Source organism: Rhizobium sophoriradicis (assembly GCF_003939025.1).
Taxonomy (GTDB): domain Bacteria; phylum Pseudomonadota; class Alphaproteobacteria; order Rhizobiales; family Rhizobiaceae; genus Rhizobium; species Rhizobium sophoriradicis.
The window spans coordinates 428,440-454,698 of sequence record NZ_RQIH01000003.1; the positions used below are offsets into that span (position 1 = coordinate 428,440).

At 61.3% G+C, this 26,259-nt stretch carries 27 protein-coding genes and 2 pseudogenes; 20 read left to right on the top strand and 9 right to left on the bottom strand.

Annotated features, from left to right (window positions below; translation table 11 throughout):
* Window positions 1–8 precede the first annotated feature (8 nt).
* Complete coding sequence (locus EFR00_RS06750) at window positions 9–572, bottom strand: hypothetical protein (protein WP_009997009.1); 564 nt, start codon at window positions 570–572, stop codon at window positions 9–11.
* Window positions 573–968: 396 nt separating this feature from the next.
* On the opposite strand from EFR00_RS06750, the gene EFR00_RS06755 reads away from it, so the two are divergent.
* Complete coding sequence (locus EFR00_RS06755; protein ID WP_077989402.1) at window positions 969–3,251, top strand: hypothetical protein; 2,283 nt, start codon at window positions 969–971, stop codon at window positions 3,249–3,251.
* 121 nt (window positions 3,252–3,372) lie between these two features.
* Here EFR00_RS06755 and blh read toward each other — a convergent pair whose 3' ends face one another.
* A complete protein-coding gene (blh, locus tag EFR00_RS06760) occupies window positions 3,373–4,653 on the bottom strand; it encodes a bifunctional sulfur transferase/dioxygenase Blh (protein ID WP_009994892.1) in 1,281 nt (426 codons plus the stop codon).
* A gap of 116 nt (window positions 4,654–4,769) precedes the next feature.
* Window positions 4,770–5,138, bottom strand: a complete 369-nt coding sequence (locus tag EFR00_RS06765) for a DsrE family protein (protein WP_009994894.1) — start codon at window positions 5,136–5,138, stop codon at window positions 4,770–4,772.
* Between the two features lie 83 nt (window positions 5,139–5,221).
* On the opposite strand from EFR00_RS06765, the gene EFR00_RS06770 reads away from it, so the two are divergent.
* Complete coding sequence (locus tag EFR00_RS06770; protein WP_077989403.1) at window positions 5,222–6,217, top strand: AraC family transcriptional regulator; 996 nt, start codon at window positions 5,222–5,224, stop codon at window positions 6,215–6,217.
* A gap of 177 nt (window positions 6,218–6,394) precedes the next feature.
* On the opposite strand, the gene EFR00_RS06775 is transcribed toward EFR00_RS06770, so the two are convergent.
* The gene (locus EFR00_RS06775; RefSeq protein WP_077989404.1) at window positions 6,395–6,811 is read right to left on the bottom strand and encodes a hypothetical protein; all 417 of its coding nucleotides are present in this window, start codon (window positions 6,809–6,811) and stop codon (window positions 6,395–6,397) included.
* Between the two features lie 252 nt (window positions 6,812–7,063).
* Here EFR00_RS06775 and ftsZ point away from each other — a divergent pair, with 252 nt between their 5' ends.
* The 3 genes and pseudogenes from ftsZ to EFR00_RS34175 all read left to right on the top strand — a co-directional run.
* Window positions 7,064–8,086, top strand: a complete 1,023-nt coding sequence (gene ftsZ / locus EFR00_RS06780; protein ID WP_077989436.1) for a cell division protein FtsZ — start codon at window positions 7,064–7,066, stop codon at window positions 8,084–8,086.
* A 323-nt stretch (window positions 8,087–8,409) separates the two neighbouring features.
* Window positions 8,410–8,823 carry a hypothetical protein gene (locus EFR00_RS06785; protein WP_009992987.1) on the top strand — a complete coding sequence of 138 codons (414 nt, stop codon included), beginning with the start codon at window positions 8,410–8,412 and terminating at the stop codon, window positions 8,821–8,823.
* Between the two features lie 29 nt (window positions 8,824–8,852).
* Window positions 8,853–8,975 (top strand): annotated as a pseudogene (locus EFR00_RS34175) (3-beta hydroxysteroid dehydrogenase); the annotation flags it as partial.
* 76 nt (window positions 8,976–9,051) lie between these two features.
* Here the strand turns inward: EFR00_RS34175 and EFR00_RS06795 are convergent.
* Window positions 9,052–9,261 (bottom strand): hypothetical protein, encoded by a 210-nt coding sequence (locus EFR00_RS06795; protein ID WP_009992990.1) that lies wholly within the window; start codon window positions 9,259–9,261, stop codon window positions 9,052–9,054.
* Window position 9,262: 1 nt separating this feature from the next.
* Window positions 9,263–9,463, bottom strand: coding sequence for a hypothetical protein (locus EFR00_RS06800; RefSeq protein ID WP_009992991.1), 201 nt, complete (start codon window positions 9,461–9,463; stop codon window positions 9,263–9,265).
* A gap of 158 nt (window positions 9,464–9,621) precedes the next feature.
* Here EFR00_RS06800 and EFR00_RS32945 point away from each other — a divergent pair, with 158 nt between their 5' ends.
* The 3 genes and pseudogenes from EFR00_RS32945 (at window position 9,622) to EFR00_RS06815 (ending at window position 11,578) form a co-directional block, all read left to right on the top strand.
* Window positions 9,622–9,795, top strand: a complete 174-nt coding sequence (locus EFR00_RS32945) for a hypothetical protein (protein WP_086156462.1) — start codon at window positions 9,622–9,624, stop codon at window positions 9,793–9,795.
* A 306-nt stretch (window positions 9,796–10,101) separates the two neighbouring features.
* Window positions 10,102–11,027, top strand: a pseudogene (locus EFR00_RS06805) (hypothetical protein).
* 227 nt (window positions 11,028–11,254) lie between these two features.
* Window positions 11,255–11,578: a hypothetical protein gene (locus EFR00_RS06815; protein WP_106796650.1), complete on the top strand. Its 324-nt coding sequence runs from the start codon at window positions 11,255–11,257 to the stop codon at window positions 11,576–11,578.
* A gap of 158 nt (window positions 11,579–11,736) precedes the next feature.
* On the opposite strand, the gene EFR00_RS06820 is transcribed toward EFR00_RS06815, so the two are convergent.
* Window positions 11,737–12,180 (bottom strand): SRPBCC family protein, encoded by a 444-nt coding sequence (locus tag EFR00_RS06820; protein WP_077989405.1) that lies wholly within the window; start codon window positions 12,178–12,180, stop codon window positions 11,737–11,739.
* Between the two features lie 197 nt (window positions 12,181–12,377).
* On the bottom strand, window positions 12,378–13,070 hold the full coding sequence (locus EFR00_RS06825) for a type 1 glutamine amidotransferase domain-containing protein (protein ID WP_009995720.1): 693 nt from the start codon (window positions 13,068–13,070) through the stop codon (window positions 12,378–12,380).
* A gap of 251 nt (window positions 13,071–13,321) precedes the next feature.
* Here EFR00_RS06825 and EFR00_RS06830 point away from each other — a divergent pair, with 251 nt between their 5' ends.
* The 12 genes from EFR00_RS06830 (at window position 13,322) to EFR00_RS06885 (ending at window position 25,863) form a co-directional block, all read left to right on the top strand.
* Entirely contained in the window at window positions 13,322–14,323 is a 1,002-nt protein-coding gene (locus EFR00_RS06830) for a LacI family DNA-binding transcriptional regulator (RefSeq protein WP_077989406.1), read from the top strand.
* A 169-nt stretch (window positions 14,324–14,492) separates the two neighbouring features.
* Complete coding sequence (locus EFR00_RS06835) at window positions 14,493–15,527, top strand: sterol desaturase family protein (RefSeq protein WP_077989407.1); 1,035 nt, start codon at window positions 14,493–14,495, stop codon at window positions 15,525–15,527.
* Window positions 15,524–15,835, top strand: coding sequence for a MocE family 2Fe-2S type ferredoxin (locus tag EFR00_RS06840; RefSeq protein WP_077989408.1), 312 nt, complete (start codon window positions 15,524–15,526; stop codon window positions 15,833–15,835). The genes EFR00_RS06835 and EFR00_RS06840 overlap by 4 nt, the downstream gene beginning before the upstream one ends.
* Window positions 15,836–15,907: 72 nt before the next feature.
* A complete protein-coding gene (locus EFR00_RS06845; RefSeq protein WP_077989409.1) occupies window positions 15,908–16,852 on the top strand; it encodes a substrate-binding domain-containing protein in 945 nt (314 codons plus the stop codon).
* Between the two features lie 60 nt (window positions 16,853–16,912).
* The gene (locus EFR00_RS06850; protein ID WP_077989410.1) at window positions 16,913–18,118 is read left to right on the top strand and encodes an NAD(P)/FAD-dependent oxidoreductase; all 1,206 of its coding nucleotides are present in this window, start codon (window positions 16,913–16,915) and stop codon (window positions 18,116–18,118) included.
* Window positions 18,115–18,948 (top strand): sugar phosphate isomerase/epimerase family protein, encoded by an 834-nt coding sequence (locus tag EFR00_RS06855; RefSeq protein WP_077989411.1) that lies wholly within the window; start codon window positions 18,115–18,117, stop codon window positions 18,946–18,948. Before EFR00_RS06850 ends, EFR00_RS06855 begins: the two co-directional genes overlap by 4 nt.
* 241 nt (window positions 18,949–19,189) lie before the next feature.
* A complete protein-coding gene (locus EFR00_RS06860) occupies window positions 19,190–20,842 on the top strand; it encodes a putative bifunctional diguanylate cyclase/phosphodiesterase (RefSeq protein WP_077989412.1) in 1,653 nt (550 codons plus the stop codon).
* Between the two features lie 75 nt (window positions 20,843–20,917).
* Window positions 20,918–21,424 carry a hypothetical protein gene (locus EFR00_RS06865; protein WP_009991488.1) on the top strand — a complete coding sequence of 169 codons (507 nt, stop codon included), beginning with the start codon at window positions 20,918–20,920 and terminating at the stop codon, window positions 21,422–21,424.
* Window positions 21,421–22,596 (top strand): class I SAM-dependent methyltransferase, encoded by a 1,176-nt coding sequence (locus EFR00_RS06870; protein WP_039620622.1) that lies wholly within the window; start codon window positions 21,421–21,423, stop codon window positions 22,594–22,596. Before EFR00_RS06865 ends, EFR00_RS06870 begins: the two co-directional genes overlap by 4 nt.
* A complete protein-coding gene (locus EFR00_RS06875; protein WP_077989413.1) occupies window positions 22,593–24,953 on the top strand; it encodes a SpoIIE family protein phosphatase in 2,361 nt (786 codons plus the stop codon). Before EFR00_RS06870 ends, EFR00_RS06875 begins: the two co-directional genes overlap by 4 nt.
* Window positions 24,954–24,956: 3 nt before the next feature.
* Window positions 24,957–25,517: a slr1658 superfamily regulator gene (locus tag EFR00_RS06880; protein WP_077989414.1), complete on the top strand. Its 561-nt coding sequence runs from the start codon at window positions 24,957–24,959 to the stop codon at window positions 25,515–25,517.
* A gap of 7 nt (window positions 25,518–25,524) precedes the next feature.
* Entirely contained in the window at window positions 25,525–25,863 is a 339-nt protein-coding gene (locus tag EFR00_RS06885; protein ID WP_010030401.1) for a slr1659 superfamily regulator, read from the top strand.
* 55 nt (window positions 25,864–25,918) lie between these two features.
* Here EFR00_RS06885 and EFR00_RS33280 read toward each other — a convergent pair whose 3' ends face one another.
* A complete protein-coding gene (locus EFR00_RS33280; protein WP_009993456.1) occupies window positions 25,919–26,116 on the bottom strand; it encodes a hypothetical protein in 198 nt (65 codons plus the stop codon).
* Between the last annotated feature and the right edge of the window lie 143 nt (window positions 26,117–26,259).

Below are 26,259 nucleotides of genomic sequence, written 5' to 3' on the forward strand. Positions count from 1 at the left end.
ACGAAGACCTAAAGCAGTGCCCGTGCCGGCTGTGCCGCGACAAGCGCGCGGCTAGCCGCCGCGCCGGCATGCAGGCAGATGAGTCCGACCGCAGCCAGAGAATTGATCAAAAGAACCTCGGCCACAACAGCTGCCGAAAACGCCCCGTCGCCGGACGGAAGCACCGCCGTTGCGGCAAAAAGCACGCCCTCATAGGCGATGAAGCCGGCAAGGAAGGCGCCCGACATCGTGACGGTGAGACCGGCCGCAAGGCGCAGCACGAAAAGCGCTGCTGTAAGTGATGCGAAAGCCGCAATCCCGATCGCAAGCCCCCAGGCGTAGCTTTCCCAGGTCTCGGGATAATCGAGCACGAGATACCCGACCATCTGGTTGGCGAGCCAAGCAAGCAGCACCGCCGCCACCGCCATCCGCCGCGGCAGCACAACCGCCGAAACCGCCGAAAGCGCCACGAAGGGTGTGACGCAGGCAAAAAACAGGCTGAGAACCACGCTCGCACCGGCAATGACGACAACCCAGGCGACCGCCAAACCAGGCACGGCAGGGCGCAGGGGAAGCTGATTTCGTTCGAGCATCGTAGACTCCCTTCAACCACTGGGAATAATAGCCGAACTGCGCGAAAAGACTAGCGAGGCCGGATCGCGACGAGATTAATATGTAAGGCACGGACTGTAAGGCACGGACGTCGCCGGAGGAAGCACGAGGCCGCCGCGGGATATCGGAACAATCCCCGCCTCCAATGCCCGGCGCCGACGCCGGCAATACCTGGGGGCACCACCTGCACCATATCAGTACAGCGCCTCGCAACCCGGCATCCCTCCTGAGAAGGCGCGCAGAACCACGGCAGCGATTTGAGAACCATTCATATCGAAAATGAAACACGTTATGGTATTATATTTTGAAGACACCTGCGATGGCTGTAGGCTCCTCACCGTGAAGAATTGTAAGATCTCACCGTTTCGGAGGCCATCATGACCAGTTGGTATTTCATCCAGACCGCCTCCGGCACGGACGGCGTCAGCTATGGTCTCAACGTCCAGGGCGCCGGCAGCGCACCCGGAACGCCGATCATAACTTGGGGCTGGCAGGGCGGGGCCGATAACGAGCTCTGGGCGATCGGCGACGACGGCTCGGTGGTGAGCGCGCTCGGTTCCGGCCTATATCTCGCTCCGTCGCCGGAGGGAAGCGGCCTCGTCATCTCGGCGACGCCCGCCTACTGGTCATTCACCGCGCAGGGCACCATCGCCGCCGAGGACGGGTCCGTAATAACGGCAGCCTCGGCCGAGCCGCTCCAGGGAGCGCTGGTCCAGCTTTCGCCGGCCGAGGACGGTCCGCCGGCGACGCAATCCTGGTGGACGGCCCCGAACATGCAGGCGATCCAGCAGCAATTCAGCGCCTGGCGCTACATCGTCAGCAATCTTACCGACGGTGACGGCACGACCTTCGTGCTGAATGTCAAGGGCGCCGACGAAAGCCCAGGCACGGATGTTATCGTCTGGCAGCTCGAGGCGGATTCGAGCAATTCGATGTGGCAGATCACCAGCGACGGCCGCATTCTCAGCGCCATGAACCGGTCGCTGCTGCTCGGAGCGGCGGAAAGCGACGGCGGCCCCGTCGTCATTCAGTCGGCGCTCAGCCCTGAGAGCGGCCAGACCTGGAACTTCGGCCCTTCCGGCGTGATCGGCAATCCGGACACCGGCCTTTCCCTCGGCATTGATGGCCAGCCGGATTCGCTGCAGCCGGGAACGGGGCCGTTGGCTGTCATCGGTGCGGCCGGGGGCTCCGATCCGCCGGCGAGTTTCCAATGGCAACTGGCGCCGGACAATCCACTGAACACGATCGTGATGCAGAGCCCGCAGCCGTTCCCGGCTTTCTTGGATGAGGAGGCCTCGGTCTATGCCTATATCATGAACGCCCTCGGCATCGCCGACATCCGCAGCGAATATGCCAACCTCACCATCTCACTTTCGGATTTGCACACGACGATCAGTACCATGCCCTGCCCGCCGGAGCTGGACCAGACCGCCTGGAATGCCGTGGTGGCCGAGCTGGGAGACGAGATCACCCGGGCCGACAGCGTACGCCAGTTCTTCGACGAATTCCGCGCCTACCAGACAAGCCTTCAGACGAGCTGCACCGATCGTGGGCTCGCCATCGGCACACTTGCCGGGTTGGAGGAGGGCAGCAGCATGAGCATCGGCGGCCTGATCCTGTCGGTTTTCGAAGGCATCCTCTATACCGTGCTGGAAGCGGTTCCGGGCGGAGAAGAGGCCGTATCGACGGCATCGATCATCGGCAATGTGATGGAGGGATGCATTAACGTCGCCACCAACGCCGCCAACGTCAGCACCACGATTTCGGCGGACCCGTTCCAAGTGGCATACGCCAAATTGTGGGACGACATTGGGACGGCCTTCCAATCGACGACGGACGCCGCCGGCCTGATGGAAACCATCATCCTCTCCGACTGGGGCAAGATGCAGGCCTTCTATGCCGCGTCGATGGCGACCGGGCCGAACACGCTGAGCTGGCCTTCCGGACAGACCGCAACGCTGGTCGACAATTCACTTCCCGGTTTCGAGATCTCCGCCCTGCAGATGCTGCTGCCGGCCAAGTTCCAGATCTATTTCTACTACCAGAACGACGACAGCCCCGTGAACGGCGTACCGAGCGAAGCGCAGTGGGTCACGCCGGGCGGCGGCGGTACCTGGGTGAAATACTGGATCGCGGGGCAGGATAGTTGGGAGGCCTATCCCGACAGCGATTTGATGCAACAACATGTATGGGGCAACGGCGTTGCTCGGTCCGACTTCTTCCAGTCCTGCAACGGTTGGGGCTTTGCCACCTCCTATTGGGAAGGCACGCACAATGTCGTCCTGACGATCTGCAACCAGACGCCTAATGTGCTGACAGTCGGCTATGAAGTCATCGACGGGAGCGGCGCTTTTCTTCGGCCGAGCCTCCTGCCTGGAGTGAGCACGGCGCCCTTGCCGCCCTACGGCTCGGATACGCTGCTAGCCACGTCGCGCATGTATCTGGATGCGCCGATATGGGTCAAGGATCAGTCCGGCAACTTGATCGCGGAACTGGTCGTCAATCGCGATCCGAACGGCTTCCAGGCCGGCGATGTCTGGATATCGAACCAGGCGACCAGCGGCGGCTACAGCCTTTCCTCCCCGATCTGCAACAGTGGCGACATCATCGACAAATGTAGCGGTGCGGCCCAGATCACGATCTTCTGGTCCGGATCGTGAGATAATGCCTGCGCATTCCCGTGCCCTCAGGCTTCGCCCTAGGGATGCCGCAGGAACCTAGCGTGCCCCAGTCCTTGGACACGGGGAACTCCTTTCTCAAAGTGTCTCTCGACCGTCAACCCTACAACGCATCCAGCGGTATCTTCAGATATCGCCGCCCGTTCCCCTCCGGCTCCGGCAGCCGCCCGCCGCGGAGATTGACCTGCAGCGCGTGCAGCATCAGCTTCGGTTTCGGCAGTGTGCGGTCGCGCGCCTGCCTGAGTGCCACGTAGGCGGCTTCGTCCTTGCCTGCTATGTGGGGATTGTCGCGTTTCTGGGCTGCGACCGTGCTCTCCCAGCGCGGGTGACGCCCGTTAGGCTGGTAGTCGTGACCGGAAAAGAGGCGGGTCTCGTCTGGCAGCGACAGGATCGCCTGGATCGAACTCCACAGAGCGGCCGCGCTGCCGCCGGGGAAATCCGTGCGCGCCGTGCCGGAATCCGGCATGAACACCGTGTCGTGCACGAATGCGGCGTCGCCGACCAGATAAGTGACGGAAGCGAGCGTGTGGCCGGGCGAAAACATAACGCGAGCTTCAAGCCCGCCGATCTCGAACCTGTCGCCATCGGCAAACAGCCGGTCCCATTGCGAGCCGTCTGTTGCGAGAGCCGGCCAGTTATAGATCTCCTTCCAGAGCCTCTGCACCTCGGTGACCTGGGCACCGATGGCTATCGGCGCGCCGGTCTTTCCCTTGATGTAATGGGCGGCGGAAAAATGGTCGGCATGCGGATGCGTGTCGAGGATCCACGCGACCGCCAGCCCCCGGCTTTCGATGTCGGCAAGGATGGCATCGGCGCTTGACGTGCCCGTTGCCCCCGAGGTCTCGTCGAAGTCGAGCACAGGGTCGATGATGGCGCAGCGTCCCATGGCGGCATCGGCAACGACATATTGCACGCTCCATGTGGCGGGATGGAAGAAGGCCTTCACATCCGCCGTCTGCGCCGCTCGCCTCTCCAGCCAGCGGCGCGCGCCGGCAAGATCGAAACCGAGGCTTTGGCCGAAGAGCTCGACATCGCCGGGCTCCATGCGCCCGTCGAGCACCTCACCCAGCGTATAAAGTGTCAGCGCCCGTATGCCGCTCTTGCAATGGGCGACGACAGGCCCCTTCGCCTCGGCCATCGCCGCCTGAAAGGCGCGTATATCTGCCTCGGTGATCTCGCTCCCCTTCACCGGCACGAAGCTATAGGAAAGCCCAGCGGCGGTGGCGGCAGCCTTTTCCGCCAAATTGCCCGGCTGCCCCGGCTCCTCGCCATCTGGCCGGGCATTGATGACGGCGGCAAAACCTTCGGCCGCGAAAGCGGCAAGGCCGGCGGCATCGGGCTGCCCCGCCACCGATATCAGCTCATTGACCCTCACGGATGTCATTGAAGCCTCCGCACCGCCCTCATCACGCTTCATCACATGTATAAGTGTACAATCTCACGAGTATATTGCCGAATGCAAGAATAGTGCTGGCATATGCTCCCACCCGGTCTGACTGATCAAAACGACAGCGTCGCGGCACCTTGCCTGATCTCGGCATGCATGGCGCTGGCGCCGACGATGACGACGCCATCGAGCAGGTCCTCCTGCGTATAGCCGCGCGAAGCCACACAGGGCGGGCATGCCCAGATTGAGCCGCCGCGCTGCTGGAAATTCTCAATCAATGTCGAGAGCGGATCGAGCGGCGGCACATGCGTCATCCGCTGGCCGCTCTTGCGCACCAGGTCGATCCCGGTACTGGTGAGGAACACCGAAACCTTGAGCCCGGCGGTAATCCCGCCATTGGCTATGGTGAAGGCGACGGAGGAAAGTTCGGATTCGATGCCCTTCGTGACGAGCACGACCAGTTTATCGCTTTGGCTTTGCATAGTATTCTCCCAGTTGAATTCAAGATTGCTTGGACTGAACGCGACCATGATAGGAGGGTGCGCCGCGCGCGTATTTGGCCGGAATGCGTGAAGCCTTGTCCGAAAATCCAGGTACTGAGGGCGGCGTCACCCGTGATGACGTGCTGTCGGCGCTGCTTTCGACGATCCGTCTTTCGGGATCACTGCAGTTCTGCTTCATGCCGACTGGCGATTGGCAGACCGATGCCGCGCCGTCGCTTGCAGGCCTCTCGGCAAGGGCTACGGGCACCATGCCGTTCCATATCGTCGTGGCGGGCAGTTGCTGGTTGAAAGCGGAAGACGAAGAGACCGATCTGGAAGCCGGCGACGTCCTAGTCTTTCCCTTCGGCACCGGACATCAGCTGGGTGTGGGAAAAAATGGCACGCTGGTGCTGCCGACCCGCGACTTGCCGCAGAAGCCGTGGCGGGAGATTCCGGTGCTGCGCTATGGCGAGGCGGCGCAAAGCGTGCGGCTGCTCTGCGGCTATCTGCAATGGGATGGGCTGAGCTTTGCGCCGCTGCGCCAGGCGCTGCCGAAAATGATCCATGTCAGGACGCGGGCGGCCAATGATCGCGACTGGCTGCGCGCCACTATCCGCCAGATGGTCGAGGAGGTCGATAGCCCGCGCGCCGGCGGCATCTCGATGCTGCCGCGGTTGACCGAAATCATCTTCATCGAGATCCTGCGCCATCAGATCATGATGGCCAAACCCCACGCGATTGGCTTGCTGGCAGCGCTGGCCGACCCTGCGCTCTCGCGCTGCCTCTCCCTAATCCACGACGATCCCAGGCGTGACTGGTCGCTGGAGCTGCTGGCCGCAGCATCGGGATCGTCGCGCAGCGCGCTCGCCGAACGCTTTCAAACGATGCTTGCGACATCGCCGATCCGCTATATCAGAGACTGGCGGCTCTATCTGGCAAGCGTGGCACTGGCCACGACAAGCCAGCCGATTGCAGCGATCGCCTATGACGCCGGCTACGCCACCGAAGCTGCCTTCAACCGCGCCTTCTCCCGCGCCTTCGCTCAGCCACCGGCCGCTTGGCGGGCGGCGCACGGCTGAACACGGTTCCGGTCGACGCATCCCGCATCTCACCCTCGCCCTCCGACAAGAAACCGAAGCTGGCGCGAGGCTTGGGCGGTCAAGGGTTTCAACCACGCGGCAACGTCCGCTGCATCGAGTTCGAGCAGTAGCGATCAGTTGCCTTCGCCGGTCGGCAAACGCGACTGCCGAAAAAGGCTAGTTCTGGCCCTGCAGGCGATCAATCACCTCCAGCAGCAGGTCGGAACAGGCTTTCATCGGTTCGTCCTCGGCGCATTTCAGATCGATCCGTGTGTTTCCGTCCTCAATTTGGAAATGGGCGGCCTTCGACGGCCGCGGCATGCGATGGCCGCGGAAATCTCGGAAACCCATGTCGCCTTTCGAACCGTGCCACCGGTAGTCCGGGCGATCTCCGGACCGTGCATTCGGGCTGCCCATCATCCGCTCGTCATCATCGGGAGCGGGCTGAGCCGGCGGGGCTGGCGGCGGCGGAGGCGAGCTAGGCTCGGTCGCGGTGGGTGGCGTTGCGGCGGAAGGTGGAGGTGGCGATTGTTGTGCGAAGGTGGAGCCGGTAAGCGCGGCAAGGACAATGCCAGATAGGAGAACTCTTTGCATCGGTCGGTCCTTTCGGAGAAGTGAGGCATGTCTGTAAACACCGAGGCAGGCCTTTGGTTCACACTCATCTCGAAGCTTCTGATCGAAATCCGCAAGAGCGTGGTGGCAAACTTCATCAGGGCAACAATCACAGGTGTGTCGCCGCCCCGGACGTCTTTCGCCTCGCCTCCGCCTTGTTGCGCGTTTATCCTCACTGTCGATTCGCTGTCCGCGACGAGGGCGCGGCGCAAGATTGCATCAAAGGAGAGTGCGATGACGGACGCCAAGAGCGGCATTTCGGGACTACGGCCGCATATTACGGTTATCGGCGTCGGCGGGGGCGGCGGCAACGCCATCAATAACATGATTGCGGAAAAGCTGGCGGGCGTCGAGTTCGTCGCCGCAAATACGGACGCCCAGGTTCTCGCCACCTCAAAGGCGTCGCGCCGCATTCAGCTCGGCGCGAATGTGACGGAAGGTTTGGGTGCCGGTTCACTGCCTGAGGTTGGCCATGCAGCCGCCGAGGAGTCGATTGATGAGATCATGGATCACCTGGCCGGCTCGCATATGTGTTTCGTCACCGCCGGCATGGGCGGCGGTACGGGCACCGGCGCAGCCCCCGTCATCGCGCGCGCCGCACGTGCGGCCGGCATCCTGACGGTTGGCGTCGTCACCAAGCCCTTCACGTTCGAGGGCAATCGCCGCATGCGGACGGCGGAAGTCGGCATCGAGGCGCTTCGGCAGGCCGCCGATACCGTCATCGTCATCCCCAATCAAAACCTCTTCCGCATCGCGGACGCAAAAACCACCTTCGCCGATGCCTTCATGACGGCCGACCGCGTGCTCTTTGCCGGCGTCGGCTGCATCACCGATCTCATCGTCAAGGAAGGCCTGATCAACCTCGATTTTGCCGACGTGAAGTCGGTCATGCAAGGCATGGGCCGCGCCATGATGGGCACCGGCGAAGCCGCCGGCGAAAGCCGGGCGATGAAGGCGGCGGAAGCGGCAATCGCCAACCCGCTTCTCGACGATATCTCGATGAAGGGCGCCAAGGGCGTGCTGATCTCGATCTCCGGCGGTTCTGATATGACGCTCTTCGAGGTCGACGAGGCGGCAAGCCGCATTCGCGACGAAGTACAGGACGACGCCGATATCGTCGTCGGCGCGATCTTCGACCGCAGCCTGGACGGCAGGTTCCGCGTCTCGGTCGTGGCGACCGGCCTGGAAGCCAGCGCTGCCCCCATATCCCCGAGCACCCACCCGACCGAGCAAGTCCAGACGCGCACGCTGCAATAGCACGGCCGCAGTATCCTGACTTTCTCACGCCGGCTCCGGCCGGACAAACGTCGCTCCGCCGTATAAAGAACGGGACGGGGCGACGTCACCATCAGATGTTGTGCACCACGGAGATTTCGTCGGTCATGCTCCTCATCTATGCGCCCGGATCGCAGACGATGAAGGATGCCCGGGCCTAAGCTCGAGAGAGCTCCCCTGAGTAGCGGAAGCCCGAAGGCTGGAGCCTCGAAGGCCGAGGCGGATGCGCCTCCCGTCAGGCCCTCAGTTCAATTGACACAATGAAAAAAACGAATATTCCTTCAAGCCGAAGTTGAGGATTTGAAGTGAAACATGCATTTGTATATTTGTTATTAGCAGCGACGACGATTCCGCTTTCGAGCTGCACGACGACCCCCGAAAGCTCCCGCCGGCAGTCGCTGTCGATCACGGCGCAAAGTGGCGTCAGAACGCTGGTGGCCAAGAACTGGCACATCGACGACGACTGCCGCCATATCGACTACCCCGCCATCAATATCGTCGAACGGCCCAAACACGGGCGTCTCGAAATCGTCCACGAACCGCTCTTCCCCAAGCTCGACGGAAAAGCGTCGAAATGCGAAACGATTAAGGTCAACGGCGTCGTCGGCTACTACACATCCGATCCCGGCTACACCGGCAGCGACCGACTCGTCATCCGCTCGCCCTATGAAGAGGGAAAGACCGAAGAGGGCGTGTTGAGCGTGAAAGTAGTCAAGTAGAATCCCTCGTCGAATAGCCTCGGCGCCACCTGGCGGTCGCCGAAGAAGGCATTGCCTTTCGTGAGATCGCCGCGCTCATCAGCCGTCGGCTGGATCCCACCGAGCCTGGCCTCCTCGCCGATATCGACCACCCGGCCTATTTCGGCGAGTGATCGATATCGCGGGGGCCGAGGCGACAAGAAAACAAAGACTAAAGCACGTCGCATGAAATCAGATTCTATACGTGTCCTAGCGCATGCGGCCCTCATTCATATCGGTGGGATCATAGTTGATGTCCCAATCCTTCTGCGGCTTTTTCTTGCCCGGCGGGTTCCGGTTGACCGTGGCATCCTCCGAGCCGGTGATGACGGTCGGCTTGGCGCTCGCAACACCGGTGGCCTTTCGGTCGGCCCGGGATTTGGCGAATTGGCCGGCTGCATCTTTTTCGGGATTCCCCATCTCATTCGCCTTTCTGCTTCATCGCGTCGCTGAAATCCTTCATTTCAGGGTCGCGGTTGTTTTCGTCGTTGGCGTCGCGGTTCTTGTCCGGATCGTCCTTGGCCTTCAGGTAGCCACGCGGCCTATTGCCCTTCGGTCCTTCCCATCGGGGGGATTGATCGGTGGTGCCGGGGGCGCCGTCCTTGGGTGTCGTCATGCCCATTGTCGTTTCTCCTTGGTTGAATAGGGAAAACCGCAAAAAGCCTGAACAGTTCCAGCCATTCATGAGGTCGCGGCGAGGAGGGTCGGCGCATAAAATTTGGAACAGTGTCGCCGCGCATCGGTTGGTAAGAGGTCGCAACCTGAAACATGGAGCCGAAAATGAGCAAGACCAACGCTCGTGAACTTCAGAACCGCGCCGAACAACAGGTCAGGAACACCAGCGCCGGCGGCCACCTTGGCGGCACCTATTTTGGCCAGCAACCCGACGGCAAAACCGCCTCGGACAGCAGCAACGACAGCGCCAAGGCCCGCCCCAACGATGGGAGCAATTGAGGGCTATGCCCGCTATAAGGCTTTGCACGCAATGTACCATTCACCGCGCATCCGCGCGGTGAATGGCTTCCTTCAGCGTCTCAGAAGAGTCTGCGTCTTAACATAATCAACTCACAGCAAAGTTGACGGATCGGCGGACGCATGCGGAAATCGCAGGCGTTAGGCGAACCAACCGCACGGTCCGCACATACTCCACCCCGCCCTTATCTCGCCTGTCATTGAACGGCAACGCCTCTGCCCTAGCCTATGCTCGCGGCCGACCGGCCGCAGCGGGGCATCATCCGACAGCGGAAGGGGCGACGTGGCATCTATTCGATTGACGATGCAATTCCGGAGCTCGTCCCGGTTCTCTCCAAGGCGCCGGCGGCCGCCGTCAGCGGTGAATGGGCCGCCACCACCATGCAGGCCGGGCATTCCTCAAGCACGGGCGGCTACCGCGATGCGACCGGAAAGCCCGTGTCGGACGCTTCGCGCGATCCGCTGCGCGTCATCGGCGATGTCGTCGAAAGATTGGATGAGGCGACGACCGAGCGCTTCAACCGGGTGGTCGTCCGCTGGAAGAAGCCGGCCCTTCCCTTCATGCGGGCGCAGGTCACGATCGAAACCAGTTTCGACCAGACGATCGTGCCGCGCGGCCCCGACGACCCGATCTACGAGCGCGCCGCAAGTGCCCGCCGTGCCTTCTGGCAGAGCCGTGGCACCGTGCGCGAGGGCTTTGCCGCCGAGCGCGCCGCGGCCAATGTCTGTGCCCAGACCAAGTGGTTCGGCCCGCACCGCCGGATCCTGGCGATCGATGCGCCGGGAAAAATGATCCTTGCCACCGACGGTCTCTCCACACCCTGGGCCGGCATCTCCGAACCCGAGAACGGCGTCGAATGCGAACTCTTCATGGAATTCGGCGCCGCCACGCTGGATGCGGCGACCATCGCCGACTGGGGAACCCTTTTGATCGACCTCGGCGATCTCGTGGCCGACGGCTACCGCGTCGCACGCGATGTCGAAAACCATGGCGCCATCCTGTTCTGCCGGCTGACGGAGGATTACCACCCCCTGACCCGCATCATCCTCAGCCGTGATCCTCGCCGGATCGACGGCATGCCCTTCGGCTCCGTACCGCTGATCCGGGCAACGGCAATCGCCGCAACCGAGAGATCGAGGGCCGCGATCCCGACGAGGACTGGGGCGCATCGGCGGCGCGCCAGGCGCTGGCGAAACGCGGCATTGAGCTTTAGAAGACAAGCTCAAGGCGCCTAGCGTGTGAAAACCTAGTCGCGGTCTTTCACGTTGCCGATATGACAGGAAAGACAGGTTTCGCGCTGGGCGACGTCACCGGCTCGCCATTGAACCTTCCCCGCCGTATTCGCACCGGCTGCGTCGCGCCGACCATTTCATTGAGATGTCATGAAACTTCTTGTCCCGGACAGGCTTTCTACGACGGAAGCAAAACAAGGAGCTCCAAATGTCCGGCGAAGCCGAAAACCACGTTAAAACCGCCATCGTTCCAGTTCAGAAGGCCTCATCGGCCGAGCAAGCCGCCACCACGGCGGTGCTCGAAGACATGCAAAGGACAGGCCTCGAGCCCCTTCATACCGCGCCGGCGCCGACAGCGGCGCCATTTTCCTGGGACCTCGATCCGCACGAAATGGCCAAGCTGATGTCCGCGGTGATGACACTGCCGATGGTCTTCTGGTCGACGGGCCTATCCCTGGCCTATTCCCTCTGGCTCTCCTCGCTGCCTCCTGCACCCGGAACGATAGATCCGATCCGTCAACGCCCGGCTTAGCAGCGATCGATCGCCGGTCGGCCGTGACCCGGACCTCTATGGAAACCCACCTTTCCGCCCTCATTCCAGGGATATTTGCCGGATGAGGGCGGAGAGGCAAAGCGCGGCGCCAGAGCAGGCGCAGCTGGTTGGCCGCTTTCAAGGCTGGCGCAGCCGCTTTATTCGTGGATATCCGGCTCGACGACCTTGGCAAGATTGCGCAGCGATTCCTGCCAGCCGAGGTAGCAGGCCTCGGGCGGGATGACGTCGGGCACGCCAGCCTGGGTGATGTTCACTTCGGTGCCGACCGAGACTTTTTTCAGCGTCACAGTGACATCCATTTCGCCCGGCAGGTTGGGGTCTTCGAACTTGTCGGTGTAGCGAACCCTTTCGCCCGGGACGAGCTCGAGGAATTCGCCGCCGAAGGCGTGGCTGTTGGCGGTGGTGAAATTGCGGAAGGACATTCTAAAGGTGCCGCCGACGGCCGGTTCCAGATGATGCACAGTGCAGAGAAAACCGTTCGGCGGAAGCCATTTGGCAAGCGCGTCTGCCTCGATGAAGGCGCGATAGACCTTTTCCGGGCTGGTCGCGAAAACGCGGTGCAGGCGTATGGTGTTCGGCATGGTGGTGTTCCTTCTGGTGGACGGGATGAACGGGCTAAGGACGGACAAGCCTTTGCCGATCCGACATGGGATCGATCTTTTCTTCAAGAAAAATCGCTCGGAGGCGTGCGGGTGTCAGCTCGGCATGCTTTGGAACTGTGGAAGATGGCGGCCCGCATCTGGGTTGCAAGCTGCCGCGCCTTGCGCCGCCGCTGCGTTCAGGCCGCTGCCTGCTCGCCCAGCGCATTGAGCAGCAGGCGAGCGGCCTGCTTCAAAGAAGCCGGGTTCTGTCCGGTGATCAGCTGATCGTCCTGGACTACATGCACGGCCCAGTCTTCCGCCGCCGAAAACTTTGCCCCCTGCTCTCTCAGCACGTCTTCGAGCAAATAGGGCACGACCTCGACGAGCTGCACGGCGGCCTCCTCGGAATTGGTAAAGCCGGTGACAGTCCGCCCCTTGGCGATCGGCCCGCCATCGGGTGCCTTGACCTTCGTCAGTATCCCCGGCGCGTGGCAGACGAGCGCCAGCGGTTTTCCGGCCGCAAGCGTCTCCTCGATCAAGGCGTGGGCATTGCTGTCGTTGGTCAGATCCCAAAGCGGGCCATGGCCGCCGGGAAAGAACACGGTGTCATAATCAGCCTGGTCGACGTCGGACAGCTTCAGCGTATTGGCGAGCGCCGCCGTAGCCGCCGGGTCTCGTTCAAAGCGTCGCGTGTCTTCCGTCTGAAAGGCCGGCTCGTTGCTCTTCGGATCGAGCGGAGGCTGACCTCCTTTGGGCGAAGCGAGCGCCACCTCCGCTCCGGCGTCGCGGAAGACGAAATAAGGCGCGGCGAGCTCCTCGAGCCAGAAGCCCGTTTTCTTCCCGGTATTTCCCAGCTGATCATGTGATGTGAGAACCATGAGAATTTTCATTGCCCAGCTCCTTCGCTCCGGCCGGAGGACAAAGCCTTCGTGTCCGGGTTAACGGTGAAATACTGCCTGCAATCTCATGCTGAATTGCCAAAATCATAGATCGACCACCGGCGCGACACAAGCCTCCTGTTCCATTCGAATGATGAGGACGCGCCTGATCGTCCCGCCCTTCAAATTCCTGTTGGAGACGCATAGAAGATCCGTATCGCTGTTGCGCATCGGTTCAGCGGAGCCTTCGAGGATCTTGGAAAGTGAGCAAGCCGAATTATCGGGATATCGCCCGCCATGCCGGCGTCGGCACTGCCACGGTCGAGCGCGTCCTGAACGGGCGCGGCGGCGTCCGGCCGGAGCTGGTCGAGAAGGTCATATCCGCCGCACGCAGCCTGGACTATCCGCGTAGACTTCCCGAAGCCCATCGCGGCCTGCTGCGGATAGAAGTGCTGATGGTTCGTCCGGAAACCAGCTTCTATCGTCGCCTTTCTCATGCGTTCGAGAGAATTGCGGCGACCCTCGATCCATTGGTCGTCGTCCACCGCAGTTTCACCGACGAGATGAATGCGGACGCGGTCGCGCGGCGCATCCTGTCCACCGACCTTCCGCGCGCCGGCCTGATCCTGGCCGTGCCGAGCAGCCCGTTGATCAGTGCCGCGGTGGAAAAGGTGAATGCGCAAGGCCTGCCCGTCGTCCACGTCGTCACCCGCGCTTCCGAGCGCGTTGGCGAGTTCATCGGCATCGACAATGAGGCCGTCGGCCGGACGGCCGCGCTCTACATCTGCCGAATGGCGCGTCGGACCGGACCTGTCGTTGCCATCTGCCATCCGATCTATCAGGTGCACCGCGATCGGATCCGCGGCTTTTCGGAGTATTTTCGCGATCATCCCGGCGCCTCCAGCTTCCAGTGGCTGGGATTTGGTGGCGACGAGGAGCGCGCCAGCGCCGATCGGCTGTGGTCGGCATTGGAGATGTATCCCGACCTTGCCGGCCTCTATAATGCCGGCGGCGCCAATTCCGCCCTGATCGAGGTGCTGCGCCGGCATCCTGGCGGTCGCGACGTGTTTTTCGTCGGCCACGAATTGACCGACTATACGCGCGCAGCCTTGCTGGACGGCGTCATGGACGTGGTGCTGGACCAGGCGCCGGAGGCGCAGGCGCGCCGCGCGCTCGATCTCGTTCTGCACCGCATCGGCCTGACCGAGATCAAACCGGACCAGGCACCGATCCGTTTCATCACCATCACCAAGGAAGGGCTTTGATCTAATTAGATCAAAGAAGGCTTCGCCGTTCGGAGCTCCCGCTGCTAGTTTCGCATCGGGGAGGCGATCCGGCGCGGCGAGGACCCGGCGGATCGAGGCGCAAGTGGCGCTCTCCTCTAGCAAAACATGTGCGGGCCCGGAGACGTCCGGCGCTTCGGAGGAGATGCGAATGGATGATTTGAAATTCGGCAAGCGCAACAAGCGCGGCGATTGGGCGCCGGACCGGCCGGTCGAGACCGCGCCGCTTTTCGCCTTCCCGCCGCAGCTGACGGCGGTCCTGAAATGGCTGCCGCACTATTTCCTGCCCTGGAACCTGATCTTTGCCATCTCCGCGCTCGCCTACTGGGCCTGGATCATCCCCCCTGTTGAAACGATGCGGACGCTGAGTCTCGGCTGGATCGCCTGGCTTTACGCGGTCAACGCCGTCGCGGTCTTGCTGTTCTACGGCGCCTTCGAACTGCATCTCTACGTGCTGAAGCGGCAGGAAAACCGCTTCAAGTACAATGGCAAGTTCCCGGCCGAGCAGAAAAACAGCGCCTTCTGGTTCCAGCGCCAGAACCTCGACAATATGCTACGCACCTTCCTGTCGGGCGTGGTGATCTGGACCGCCGTCGAGGTCGGCATGCTCTGGGCCTATGCCAACGGCTATGCGCCCTGGCTCGGCTTCGCCGAAAATCCCTGTACACTGGCGCTCGTCGCGCTCGTGGTTCCGATCATTCACGAGTTCCACTTCTTCTGCATCCACCGGCTCATCCACACGCCCTTCCTCTACAAATGGGTGCATTCGGTCCACCACAATTCGGTCAACCCCTCACCCTGGTCGTCGCTGTCGATGCATCCGGTGGAGCATCTGCTCTATTTCGGAACGGCCTTCTACCATCTGCTCCTGCCCTCCAACCCGATCATCATGCTCTACCAGCTGCATTATGCCGGCTTCGGGGCAATTCCCGGCCATGTCGGCTTCGACAAGGTCGAGATCGGCAAGGATGGGCTGGTCGACAGCCACGCCTATGCGCATTACCTCCACCACAAATATTTCGAGGTGAACTACGGTGACGCGCTGATCCCGCTCGATAAGTGGTTCGGCACCTGGCACGACGGCTCCCCCGAAGGCGAGGCGCAGATGCAGGAGCGCTACCGCAGGCGCAAGGAAAAACTCGCCGCCCGCAAGGCGCGCCTGGAAGTCGAAGGAGCCGCCGAATGACCTGGGTCACAGCTGGCAAACTCGACGACATCGAACAGGAAGGCGCCATCCGCTTCGACCATGGCGGACGCACCTACGCGATCTACCGCGGCCCCGACGACAGCGTCTACTGCACCGCCGGGCTCTGCACCCACGAGGCGATCCATCTCGCCGACGGATTGGTCATGGATTTCGAGGTGGAATGTCCAACACATTCCGGCGCCTTCGACTATCGCACCGGCGAGGCCCTGCGGCTGCCGGCCTGCGAGAACCTGAAAACCTATCCGGCGGAGGTGATCGACGGAGAGGTTCGCGTGGCTCTGATCTGAGCCCGCGACATCAGCAGGCCTGAACAGCCTCCGGAATGGATCGGGCGGCCCGGCGCCCCTTGGGAGGATAAGATGAAATCAATCTGTGTGGCGGCCGTCCTGGCCGCCCTGACGACGACTGCTGCCTCGGCCGAGACGTTCGGCGTCTCGATGCAGAGCTTCGACAACAATTTTCAGACCCTGCTGCGCGAAGGCCTGCAGGCAAGGGCCTCCAAGCTCAACGGCGTCAGCCTGCAGATCGAGGATGCGCAGACCGACGTTTCCAAACAGCGCAGCCAGGTCGACAACTTCATCGCATCGGGGGTCGATGCGATCATCATGACGCTCGCCGACACCTCGGCCGCCACCGGCATCAGCGAGGCGGCCCGAAAGGCCGGCATTCCGCTCGTCTACCTCAATCTCGAGCCGGAAAACATCGATAAGCTTCCGGAAAAGCAGGCCTATGTCGGCTCGAAGGAAACCGATTCCGGAAGGCTCGGCGCCGAGGCCGCCTGTGAATTGCTGAAGAAGAAGGGCAAGGCGAACGACGCCCAGGCCTACATATTGATGGGCGATCTCGCGCATCAGGCCTCGCGCGACCGGACCTCTTCGGTCAAGGCGACGCTCGCGGCAGGCGATTGCAAGGGCGTGACCATCGCCGACGAGCAGACCGCCGCCTGGACCCGCACGAACGCCATGGATCTGACCACGAACTGGCTCACGGCAGGCCGTCCGATCGACGCGATCTTCGCCAATAATGACGAGATGGCGCTAGGCGCCATTCAGGCGCTCAAGGCATCCGGCGTGTCGATGGACGACGTCATCGTCATCGGCATCGATGCGACGCAGGACGCACTGGCGGCGATGTCGGCGGGCGATCTTGACGTGACCGTCTTCCAGAACGCCAAACAACAGGCGGCAAGCGCCGTCGACGCAGCCGTCGCGCTTGCCCACGGCAACAGCGTCGACAAGGAAGTCTGGGTGCCTTTCGAACTGGTCACGCCTCAGAACATGACCGAATACGCCAAGAAGAACTGATCCTCCCCGGCCGGCGTCACCTCCTCACGAGCGCCGGCCGCTCTTTTTATGGAGTACGCCATGGACGGTATCGTCATTATCGGTGCGGGCGAGTCCGGGACCCGGGCGGCCTTTGCACTGCGCGAAGCAGGCTATCGCGGATCCGTCACGCTGGTCGGCGCCGAACCCCATCTGCCCTATGAACGGCCGCCCCTGTCGAAAACCGTCGACGGTGCTGTGCAGATGAAGCTGATCTGCGCGGCGGATGCGCTTGATGCAGCAGGCATCACCTATCTCAAGGGTTTGTCGGCCACCAGGCTGGATGCCGACGCCGCGACCGTGACAGTAAGCGACGGTCGGATATTGCGTTACGAAAAGCTGCTTCTGACCACCGGCGCACGGCCGAGACGGCTTGCCTGCCCCGGCGCCGAGCGTGCACTCGACTTCCGCACCCACGCCGACGCCGAAGCGATCTTCGCCAACATCACCCCCGGCCGGAGTGTCGCGATCATCGGCGCGGGTCTGATCGGGATGGAGCTCGCATCGGTGCTTCGCAGCAGAAACGTTGCGGTCAGCGTGATCGAAGCCGCGCCCAAGCCCTTGGGCCGCGCAGTCCCTGCCCGCTTTGCCGACAAGCTGCACATCAGACATGCCGCCGAAGGCGTGCGTTTTCATTTCGATCGGGCTGTGGCGGCAATCGGCGACGATGGCGTCACCTTGACCGACGGCAGCGTGGTGCCCGCCGATCTCGTCGTCAGCGCGATCGGGGTCCTGCCTGACATCGCCCTGGCGGAAGCGGCTGGACTGGCCACCGGCAATGGCATTCTGACGGATGCCTATCTTCGCACCGGCGCGCCGAACATCTATGCGGCAGGCGATTGCGCGGCGGTCGCCCAACCGGCCGGAGGACATATCCGCTATGAAAGCTGGCGCAACGCCAGAACGCAGGCCGAGACCGCGGCGCGGAACATGGCCGGCACCGCCGAGGCGTTTGCCGCCATTCCCTGGTTCTGGTCCGACCAGTACGATCTGGGCCTGCAGGTGGCGGGGCAGCCGCAGCCCGCCCATCAGACTGTCCGGCGCTTGATACCGGCGGGCGAGCTCGAATTCTATCTCGACGATGGCCGCCTCGTGGCGGCCGCCGGCCTTGGTATCGGCAATGGCCTGGCCAAGGATATCAAGCTTGCCGAACTGCTGATTGCCGCAGGTGTCAGTCCCTCGCCCGCGGCGCTGGCAGACCCGAGCGTCAACCTCAAGATGCTTCTGAAAAGCGCGCGGGCCGCATGACGCAGAAGCTGCTCATCTTCCAGTCGCTCTGGGCCATGGAGCGCCGGCACACGGACGGATTCGAGCGCACACTTGACGAGAACATCGCGATGATTCGCCAGGCGGGCTTCGACGGCATCAGCGCGCATTACACCAACCGCCGGGATGTCGTTTTGCTGAACGAGACGCTCCGAGGCAGCGGGCTGAAGATCGAGGCGGTCTGCTTTCCCCGCTCAGTCGAGGATCTGCGGCTGCCGCTGGAGCTTGCCGCGGCCTTTCCCGTCAGCCACGTCAACCTGCAGCCCGATATCCGCCTCCGCCGCGTCGAGGCTTGCCTGCCGCTCCTCGACGGTTGGATGCGGCTCGCCGAAGATGCCGGCATTCCGGTCTTCATCGAAACCCATCGCGACCGGATGACGACGGACCTGTTCTTCACATTGGATCTGCTCGACCGGCGTCCCGAACTGCCGCTGTTGGCCGATCTGTCGCATTTCCTGGTCGGCCGCGAATTCGCCTTTCCGGTCGATGAGGAAAACCACGCCCATGTCAGGCGCGTCCTGCAGAATGCCCATGCATTTCATGGTCGCGTCGCCTCACGCGAACAGGTACAGATCGAAATCGCCTTTCCGCACCACCGGCCATGGGTCGATCTCTTCCTGCAATGGTGGGAGTATGGTTTTCGCCATTGGCGATCCCGTGCCGCCGATGACGCCGAGCTGGTTTTTACCTGCAAGCTAGGTCCCAAACCCTATGCGATCACCGGCAGAGACGGCAACGATTCGACAGACAGATGGGCCGAGGCTCTGGCGCTGCGCCAGATGGTGCGTGAATTGTGGGATGCCTTTGGCTGAGCCGGATTGAACGAATATCGCACGGTAATTCCTTCTCTCGCGCCCCCCGCGGCGGCTCTCTCAATGGCCGCCATCAACCTCGTCGCATCAGTTGCGGGCGTCCACAGCGGCGAACACGCCGGGCGGAGGTTTGGGGATTGTTAATCAGAAATGCCTAATGTAAATCTTAACGAGCACAAGTTGTGCAGGAGTAGAGTTGCTATAATATCTGGTAGGATATTCGATAGGGAGAGCCTCCTACATGCGGAAAATTCCTGCTGCCCGTTTAGCCCTCGGAAAGCCGGAGGCAGAAGCTTCGAGCTTGATGGACCGGCTTTTGTTCTTTGACCGCGATTTCAATCCCATCGAGGATCTGCTCGGCAATGCGCTGCCCTCATACGTCAAACCAGCCGCCTCCTTCTGGGAGCATTTTCCTGAGCTGGACAAATCAGCCATTACGCGTGCTTTCCATTCACTGGATGATAATGCCCAGCCTTTGCGAATATCGGGCGAGCTCGGCGCCCCCGGCTCACCCGGCCTGACGATCTACCGGATCGGCGACCTGTTTGCCGTGGTCCGATCCGAGGAACGGGCCGATGATGAGCGCGCAACACTTTTGCATCTCGCAACCCATGATCCGCTGACCGGACTGCCGAACCGGCGCCAGTTCAGCGAAGACCTGACCGCCCTCTTGCAGGAAACCGCAGGCGCGAGCGAGACACTGTCGCTGATGCAACTTGACCTCGACGATTTTAAACCCGTCAACGACACGCTCGGCCATGCCGCCGGCGACAAGCTTCTTCAATCGGCGGCAAGGCGTATCCTAGCCTGCCTTTCCAGCGATGACAGAGCCTATCGGCTGGCCGGTGACGAATTCACGGTGATATCGGTGGGCTCGGGACATCCGGCCAGAGCCCATCGTTTGGCGGACGATCTGGTTGCTGCGTTCAAAAAGCCATTCACGATCAACGGCATCGCAGTCTTTGTCGGCACCAGCATCGGCATATCCACGGCTCCATCGGACGGTACAACTCCGGAGGAGCTTATGAAGGCGTCCGACCTCGCACTCTACACCGCCAAGAAAGATGGGCGCGGTCGGGCAAAAGCCTTTAACCCGGCAATGCTTGAACTGCTGGAGCAGCGGGAACTGCTGCGCCGCAGCCTGCGCATGGCCCTGGTGCAACAGCAATTTTATGTCGAATACCAGCCCATCGCCGAGGGCGGCTGCATCGTCGGCTTCGAAGCGTTGCTGAGATGGCACCATCCCCTGCTCGGGAAGATTCCGCCGGCGTCGTTCATTCCGATGGCCGAGGCCGATGGAATGATGCCCGAGATCGGCGCGTGGGTCTTGGAGCAGGCATGCCTTGAGGCGATGAAGTGGCCCGAGAACTACATCGTTGCCGTCAATCTGTCCGCGGCTGAATTCCTGACAAGCGGCCTCACCGACCGGATTTCCCAGACGCTGGATCTTGTCGGACTTCCGCCCGAACGTCTGGAGCTCGAAATAACCGAAAGCGTTCTGCTCGAGCGCACCGTCAACAACATCGACACCCTGAACACTCTCAATGTGCTGGGCATCCGAATTTCTCTTGATGATTTCGGGACGGAATATTCGTCCCTGAGCTATCTGAAAACATTTCCTTTCGATACGATCAAAATCGACAAATACTTTATCACCGATCTCGAAACCGATCTGAAAAGCCAGGCAATCGTCCGATGCATCGTCAACCTTGCACATGACCTCGACATGCAGGTGACAGCCGAGGGGGTCGAGACGCGAGGTCAGGCGGCATGGTTGCACAGCGTCGGCTGCGACAGGCTGCAGGGCTATCTGGTGAGCAGGCCGCTTCCCGTGGAGGCGATTGACGAATTCATTACCCGCGCGGACGCATCCAAGATCCACGCTCGACAATAGTGCTTTAACGACTTTTCGCCATGCTCCTAGATCGCATGCAAATCTGGCGCTCCAGACAGACGAAAGGAGGGTGCATTGGAAGAGGAAGCATCCCGCTTCGACGACCACGCATTTGTGCCGATGGTATCGCTGGAAATGAACGTTGCGGTGTTCAAATCTCAATGGCAGTTTTGCGACGAGATTACCGAATATCTCTCCGACATTCTCGGCCAGGGTCACAGCGATCCCGCGCGGTACGCCAACTTTCTTTCAGTCGCGGCAAACGAACTCATCGAACTCGCTTTCCGCGCGACGAACGGACGGGGCAAGATAAGTTTCAGCCTCGCGCGCAGCGCGACCTACAATCGGCTGCGAATTGCGTTTCCCTGCGATGAGGAGTTTCGCCGCAAACACATGGAGGCAGGGTCAGGTGAAATCCAGCCTGGCCTCGACGACGGGTCCGGTCGCCTGGTCACGAAGTCCGATGGGGCTTTGCTCAGCAATTTGGCGACAATATTCGGCGCCGTCATCCACATCGAGAAAGACGGCGCGGACGGGATCGGCATCATTGCCGATTTCCCCTCGGCCGAGGATTTTCAATGAACCTGCTGTCCCTGCCCTTCACCGTGCGGTTTGATCCGACAAATCAGGAGGTCGTGCTGTCCGGCAAGATGCGGCCCCAAAGTGCCGCTGAGATTGCCGATGCGCTCGAGCTAGTGCGGCAGAGTTTGGAAAAATACAGCGGCATCGTTTACCTGAACGTCAAACGCCTGACGCACATCAACATGACGGCCTTCACCGCTCTGTGCGATATCCTCGCGGCCGGCTGCCGAACGAGGCCGGAACGGAACATCAAGATCATTACCTCGAGCGTGATGGCATGGTCTGCTTCGCTATTCGAGATGCTGGCGGCATCGCTGCCGAACCTGTCGGTCGAGGTCTATGATTCGGCGTTTTATCCCGGACAGAGCTTTGTCGAGGACGAGTCGTTTATTCCCATCCTGCGCACGCAGACGAAAATGACCTGGAGGCATGAGCGCGAACTCTTGCCGCGCCACGGTCTGCGCAGCGGTGTTGCTGCCATGGCGGATATCTGCTGCGGCATCGGTGATTTCGCGACCTTGGTTCAGCGGGAATTCAAACCGGCCCGCCTTGTCGCGCTGGATCACTCCGTGCGCAGTCTCGACTATGCCCGCAGGGTCGCTGCCGACTTCGATCTGCAAGGCATCGAATACACGTATGGCGACGCCTCGCAGATGCTGCTTCGAGACGATCAGTTCGACTTTGTCACCTGCCGGCACTCCCTGCAGATTTTCGACCGCCCCGAGATGCTGCTGCGGGAGCTTTATCGCATCTGCAAGCCGGGCGGCCGTGTCTACATCACCAACGAAAAGAATTCGCACTGCCTGGGCGAGCCGCACGCCGAATCGATAAAATGGACCTACGAGGAAGTCGCCAAGCTTTTCAGCCACTTCGACATGGATGTCGAAATGGGACCGAAAAGCCGCCATCTTCTCCTCAACGCCGGCTTCGATGACATCAAGGTCGACTGCTTCATGGTTACGAATCTTGACGGCGACCCCCAGGACTTCGCGGACATCATCGAAGCCTGGGAAAATGTCTATGCAGGTGAGATGGCGGTGCGCCGCGGCGACTCACCAGATTTCATTCGCAGGTTCCGGCAGGGATTCAAGGATCACGTCTTTGCCGCTCTTCACCCCAAAGGTTATGCAGGCTGGCCGATCTGGGCAGCCTCTGGTCGAAAGCCGCTGTGATGGACGGGCACGTATCGAAGAGACCGATGGGACTGCGCTCGTTTCGAGCAAAGTTCATCCTGGTCGTCGGTGGCGCCGTCCTTTTCGACCTGCTGGTCAGCGGCGGCCTGGCACTTTGGAACGTTCAGAGGCTCTCGCGCGACGCGACGCTCGAAGTCGGCCAGGGCCTGGAAGCCGCGAGCCAGGAATACATCCGCACCTATGCCGATTCGACCGCAGCCCAGGTGAGCCTGCTCCTGCGGCAGGTTCACAACGACGTCGACACTCTGGCAGGCGTGCTCCAGGCGCAGATCGACAATCCCACCCGCAATTCCGACGTCGGCACAGCGATCGCCCGCACATCTCCCGGCAGCGTCAACCTGTCTTACGACGAGAAGGGGAAATGGTCTCAGAACGCGCCCGGCTCCGCTTCGGTCGTCAGCGTCTGGGGTTATCTGCTCGGACAGGACCATCAGCCAAGGCCCGACGTTGAGCGCGACATAGAGACAAGCGCAGTTCTCGATCTGGTTGCCCCGAGCCTCCTGCAGCACGGTGCTTCAAAGCTGCAGATGTACTACATCGGACCGAAGGCACGACCGATCTTCAGGACGGCGCCCTACACCGACCAGGCCCAGACTTTCGATCGCCTCTACCCCGGGCACAACGAGGCCGATTTCTGGGACTTCTTTTTCCCCGGCCTCTATGAGTCCTGGCAAAGCTGGGCCAGGGACGCGAAAACGCGGCCCGTCGGCGACGACATCACCCAGACGGCGCCCTACACCGATGCCATTACCGGCAAGCTGATCGTCAGTTTCTTTCATCCGCTCTGGACCGCCGACAGGAAGGATGTCGCCGGGACGGCCGGCGCCGATATTACGCTCGACCAGCTCGCCCAGACGGTGGAAAATGTGAAAGTCGCCCAGTCCGGCTTCGGATTCCTGGCAATGTCCGACGGCAACGTGGTCGCAATCAACAGTACAGGCGAAAAGACGCTCGGCTTGGTTTCGGCGAGCGGTGCAAGCGGAACCGGCGTGACCGGGCTGGAGCGTTCGCTGAAAGGAAGCTCACAGCCGGCGATCGCGAAACTGGCGCTCGACCGCGAACAGGGCATCCAGCACCTGCTGTTGCAGCGGGACGGCAACGAAGTTCCCTATATCGTCATCGTCAAGAAGCTGCCTGCGACCAATCTCTGGTCCAGCGGCCCGGTTCGGCAAGAGGCGATGCTGCTTGGGGTGGTTGTGCCGGAACGGGAAATCGACGCTTCCCTCTATGCCGCCCAGGCCAAGATATCCGAGGCCACCAACCGGATCGTGATCTACCAGATCCTCGCAATCCTGATGTCGCTGCTGATCGTGGCGATCGCCGTGTTTGCGGCTTCGAAACGCATAACGAGCGGCATCCGGGCCCTTGCGGGTGCCGCCAAACGAATTGAGGCGCAAGACTATTCGGTCCGGGTGGCGATATCGAGCAAGGATGAGGTTGGTGTTGCCGGCGAAGCCTTCAACCGGATGGCCGAACGGATCAGCTATCACACCGAAAATCTCGAGCAGCTGGTCGAGGAACGAACGGCCCAGATCGAAGATGCGAAGGAAGAGATCTCGGCGCTGAACGCCCAGCTCCAGCGGGAAAACCGCCGTCTCGGAACGGAGCTCGCCGTCGCCGAGAGAATCCAGATGATGGTTCTTCCGCTGCAACAGGAGCTCGAAGAATTTCAGGACATCGAGATCGCAGCCTATATGCGGCCTGCCGAAGAAGTCGGCGGCGATTATTACGACGTCCTGAAGAACGGCAAGCGGTTGAAGATCGGCATTGGCGACGTCACCGGCCATGGGCTCGAAAGCGGCGTGCTGATGTTGATGGTCCAATCCGTCGCCCGCGCTCTGCAGGAAGCAGGAAATACCGACGCCGTCGAGTTTCTGGCCAATTTGAACAGCGCCCTGTTCAAGAACATCGTCAGGACCAGGATCGACAAGCATCTCACGCTCGCCTTTCTCGACTATGACGGCAAAGAGATGATCCTGTCGGGCCAGCACGAGGAAGTCGTCATCGTGCGGGCAAACGGCGAGATTCAACGGATCGACACGATGGAACTCGGCATACCGATCGGGTTGGAAGCCGATATTTCCGCCTTCATCAAAACCCGTGAAATAGCCTTCGAGAAAGGCGACCTGATCCTCCTGCATACCGACGGGGTGACGGAAGCCGAAAACGATGCGGGAGAACTGTTCGGCATGGAGCGCCTGTGCAGGGAAGCGCTCCGCTTGAAGGATCAGAGCGCTGAGAAAGTCGTTTCGGAAATTGTCGCGACATTAATGCTCTTCATCGGATCCCAGAAGATTTACGACGACATCACGCTTCTCGCAGTGCGACATAGGTGAGACATGACGGCCAAAATATACGGTCTCGAATCTCTGGTGGACATCAGCCTGGATTCCGGCGCTCGCCTCACGTTGAGCGACGGGCCACTTCAGCTTGGATGGAGGCACTCGGGAATGACGTCGGACTTCATCGCCGAGATCATGGCCCTGCCCTATTCCCGTTCGAAGAAGGATTACCTGCAGGCGCATCATGACATCGGATATCTCAGCAACGAGCTGATCGAAAATGCCGTGAAATTTCGTCAGCCCGGCGAGATCCTGATCGAAGCCGGCATGGTCAAGGGAAGCTTTTTGATCAGAGTCCGGAACGCCATCGACCGCGCGACATCATCTCGCTTTCAGCAGCTCCTGCAACGCCTGCAATCCAAGGAGCCCGGCGTACTGCTTCTTGAGCAAATCGAAACCAACGCCATATCGTCAGCAGGCGGTTCCGGCCTGGGTTTGCTCACCCTTCTGAGTGATTACGATGCAAGAATGGCATGGACATTCGAAGAGAATAACCACGAGCAGATCATACTGACGACTACGGCAGCTGTAGCGATGCCACCCTCCTCCAATTTGTGAGCAAAGAATGGAAATCAGCGACGAGAACTTCCGCGTATGGGCGGAGAAAAATGAAGTCTTCTTCGATGGCGTCTTCCGCCTGGCGGGACCCGATGCCTATGCACCGATTTATTCATTGATAACAACCCTCCTGCACGAAGGGCACAAACAGGTGACCTTCGACCTGACCGGTCTCGAATTCCTCAATTCGTCGGGCATCAATCTCCTGGCGAAATTGACGATCGAAGCCAGAAAAATGGGCGACCTCCTGCTCATTGTGAAGGGTACCAACCAACATCCCTGGCAAGCGAAATCGCTCCCGAATCTGAAGAAGCTGCACCCGCTGCTCGATTTGCGCCTGGCGTGAACTGGGGCGAGGAACCTCTCCGTCCTCAATCCCGCGCCTGTCACAGGAACGTCGTTCATTCGCGGCGCAGACGCGCCGTGGCTGGATTCATGTGATAGGCACAGAAACGAGGATGAAGATTTTGGCGCAGCGAGGGGCCTGCGGCAATGCCCCAGCACAGCGCCTCCTGACTCGCCGATATGCCCACCCCATCCTCCGTCATGCTCGGCCTTGAGCCGAGCATCCACACGGCGCCCGCCAGCGCCAGCGGCATGGGTCCTCGGGTCAAGCCCCATAGGCGCTAACTTAGTCTTGACGATGGTGATCGCGAGTGATTCACCTTGGTCATGAGCGATTCGTTACAAGCACTGGATTGGGGTGAGCTGGTCGAACGACTGGGCTCGGCGGAAGAGCTGG

Bases quoted from the DNA above. Each gene is read 5' to 3' on its own strand.
- EFR00_RS06750 (WP_009997009.1), bottom strand. From the start codon at position 572: ATGCTCGAACGAAATCAGCTTCCCCTGCGCCCTGCCGTGCCTGGTTTG.
- EFR00_RS06755 (WP_077989402.1), top strand. From the start codon at position 969: ATGACCAGTTGGTATTTCATCCAGACCGCCTCCGGCACGGACGGCGTC.
- blh (WP_009994892.1), bottom strand. From the start codon at position 4,653: ATGACATCCGTGAGGGTCAATGAGCTGATATCGGTGGCGGGGCAGCCC.
- EFR00_RS06765 (WP_009994894.1), bottom strand. From the start codon at position 5,138: ATGCAAAGCCAAAGCGATAAACTGGTCGTGCTCGTCACGAAGGGCATC.
- EFR00_RS06770 (WP_077989403.1), top strand. From the start codon at position 5,222: ATGCGTGAAGCCTTGTCCGAAAATCCAGGTACTGAGGGCGGCGTCACC.
- EFR00_RS06775 (WP_077989404.1), bottom strand. From the start codon at position 6,811: ATGCAAAGAGTTCTCCTATCTGGCATTGTCCTTGCCGCGCTTACCGGC.
- ftsZ (WP_077989436.1), top strand. From the start codon at position 7,064: ATGACGGACGCCAAGAGCGGCATTTCGGGACTACGGCCGCATATTACG.
- EFR00_RS06795 (WP_009992990.1), bottom strand. From the start codon at position 9,261: ATGGGGAATCCCGAAAAAGATGCAGCCGGCCAATTCGCCAAATCCCGG.
- EFR00_RS06800 (WP_009992991.1), bottom strand. From the start codon at position 9,463: ATGGGCATGACGACACCCAAGGACGGCGCCCCCGGCACCACCGATCAA.
- EFR00_RS32945 (WP_086156462.1), top strand. From the start codon at position 9,622: ATGAGCAAGACCAACGCTCGTGAACTTCAGAACCGCGCCGAACAACAG.
- EFR00_RS06815 (WP_106796650.1), top strand. From the start codon at position 11,255: ATGTCCGGCGAAGCCGAAAACCACGTTAAAACCGCCATCGTTCCAGTT.
- EFR00_RS06820 (WP_077989405.1), bottom strand. From the start codon at position 12,180: ATGCCGAACACCATACGCCTGCACCGCGTTTTCGCGACCAGCCCGGAA.
- EFR00_RS06825 (WP_009995720.1), bottom strand. From the start codon at position 13,070: ATGAAAATTCTCATGGTTCTCACATCACATGATCAGCTGGGAAATACC.
- EFR00_RS06835 (WP_077989407.1), top strand. From the start codon at position 14,493: ATGGATGATTTGAAATTCGGCAAGCGCAACAAGCGCGGCGATTGGGCG.
- EFR00_RS06840 (WP_077989408.1), top strand. From the start codon at position 15,524: ATGACCTGGGTCACAGCTGGCAAACTCGACGACATCGAACAGGAAGGC.
- EFR00_RS06845 (WP_077989409.1), top strand. From the start codon at position 15,908: ATGAAATCAATCTGTGTGGCGGCCGTCCTGGCCGCCCTGACGACGACT.
- EFR00_RS06850 (WP_077989410.1), top strand. From the start codon at position 16,913: ATGGACGGTATCGTCATTATCGGTGCGGGCGAGTCCGGGACCCGGGCG.
- EFR00_RS06855 (WP_077989411.1), top strand. From the start codon at position 18,115: ATGACGCAGAAGCTGCTCATCTTCCAGTCGCTCTGGGCCATGGAGCGC.
- EFR00_RS06860 (WP_077989412.1), top strand. From the start codon at position 19,190: ATGCGGAAAATTCCTGCTGCCCGTTTAGCCCTCGGAAAGCCGGAGGCA.
- EFR00_RS06870 (WP_039620622.1), top strand. From the start codon at position 21,421: ATGAACCTGCTGTCCCTGCCCTTCACCGTGCGGTTTGATCCGACAAAT.
- EFR00_RS06880 (WP_077989414.1), top strand. From the start codon at position 24,957: ATGACGGCCAAAATATACGGTCTCGAATCTCTGGTGGACATCAGCCTG.
- EFR00_RS06885 (WP_010030401.1), top strand. From the start codon at position 25,525: ATGGAAATCAGCGACGAGAACTTCCGCGTATGGGCGGAGAAAAATGAA.
- EFR00_RS33280 (WP_009993456.1), bottom strand. From the start codon at position 26,116: ATGCCGCTGGCGCTGGCGGGCGCCGTGTGGATGCTCGGCTCAAGGCCG.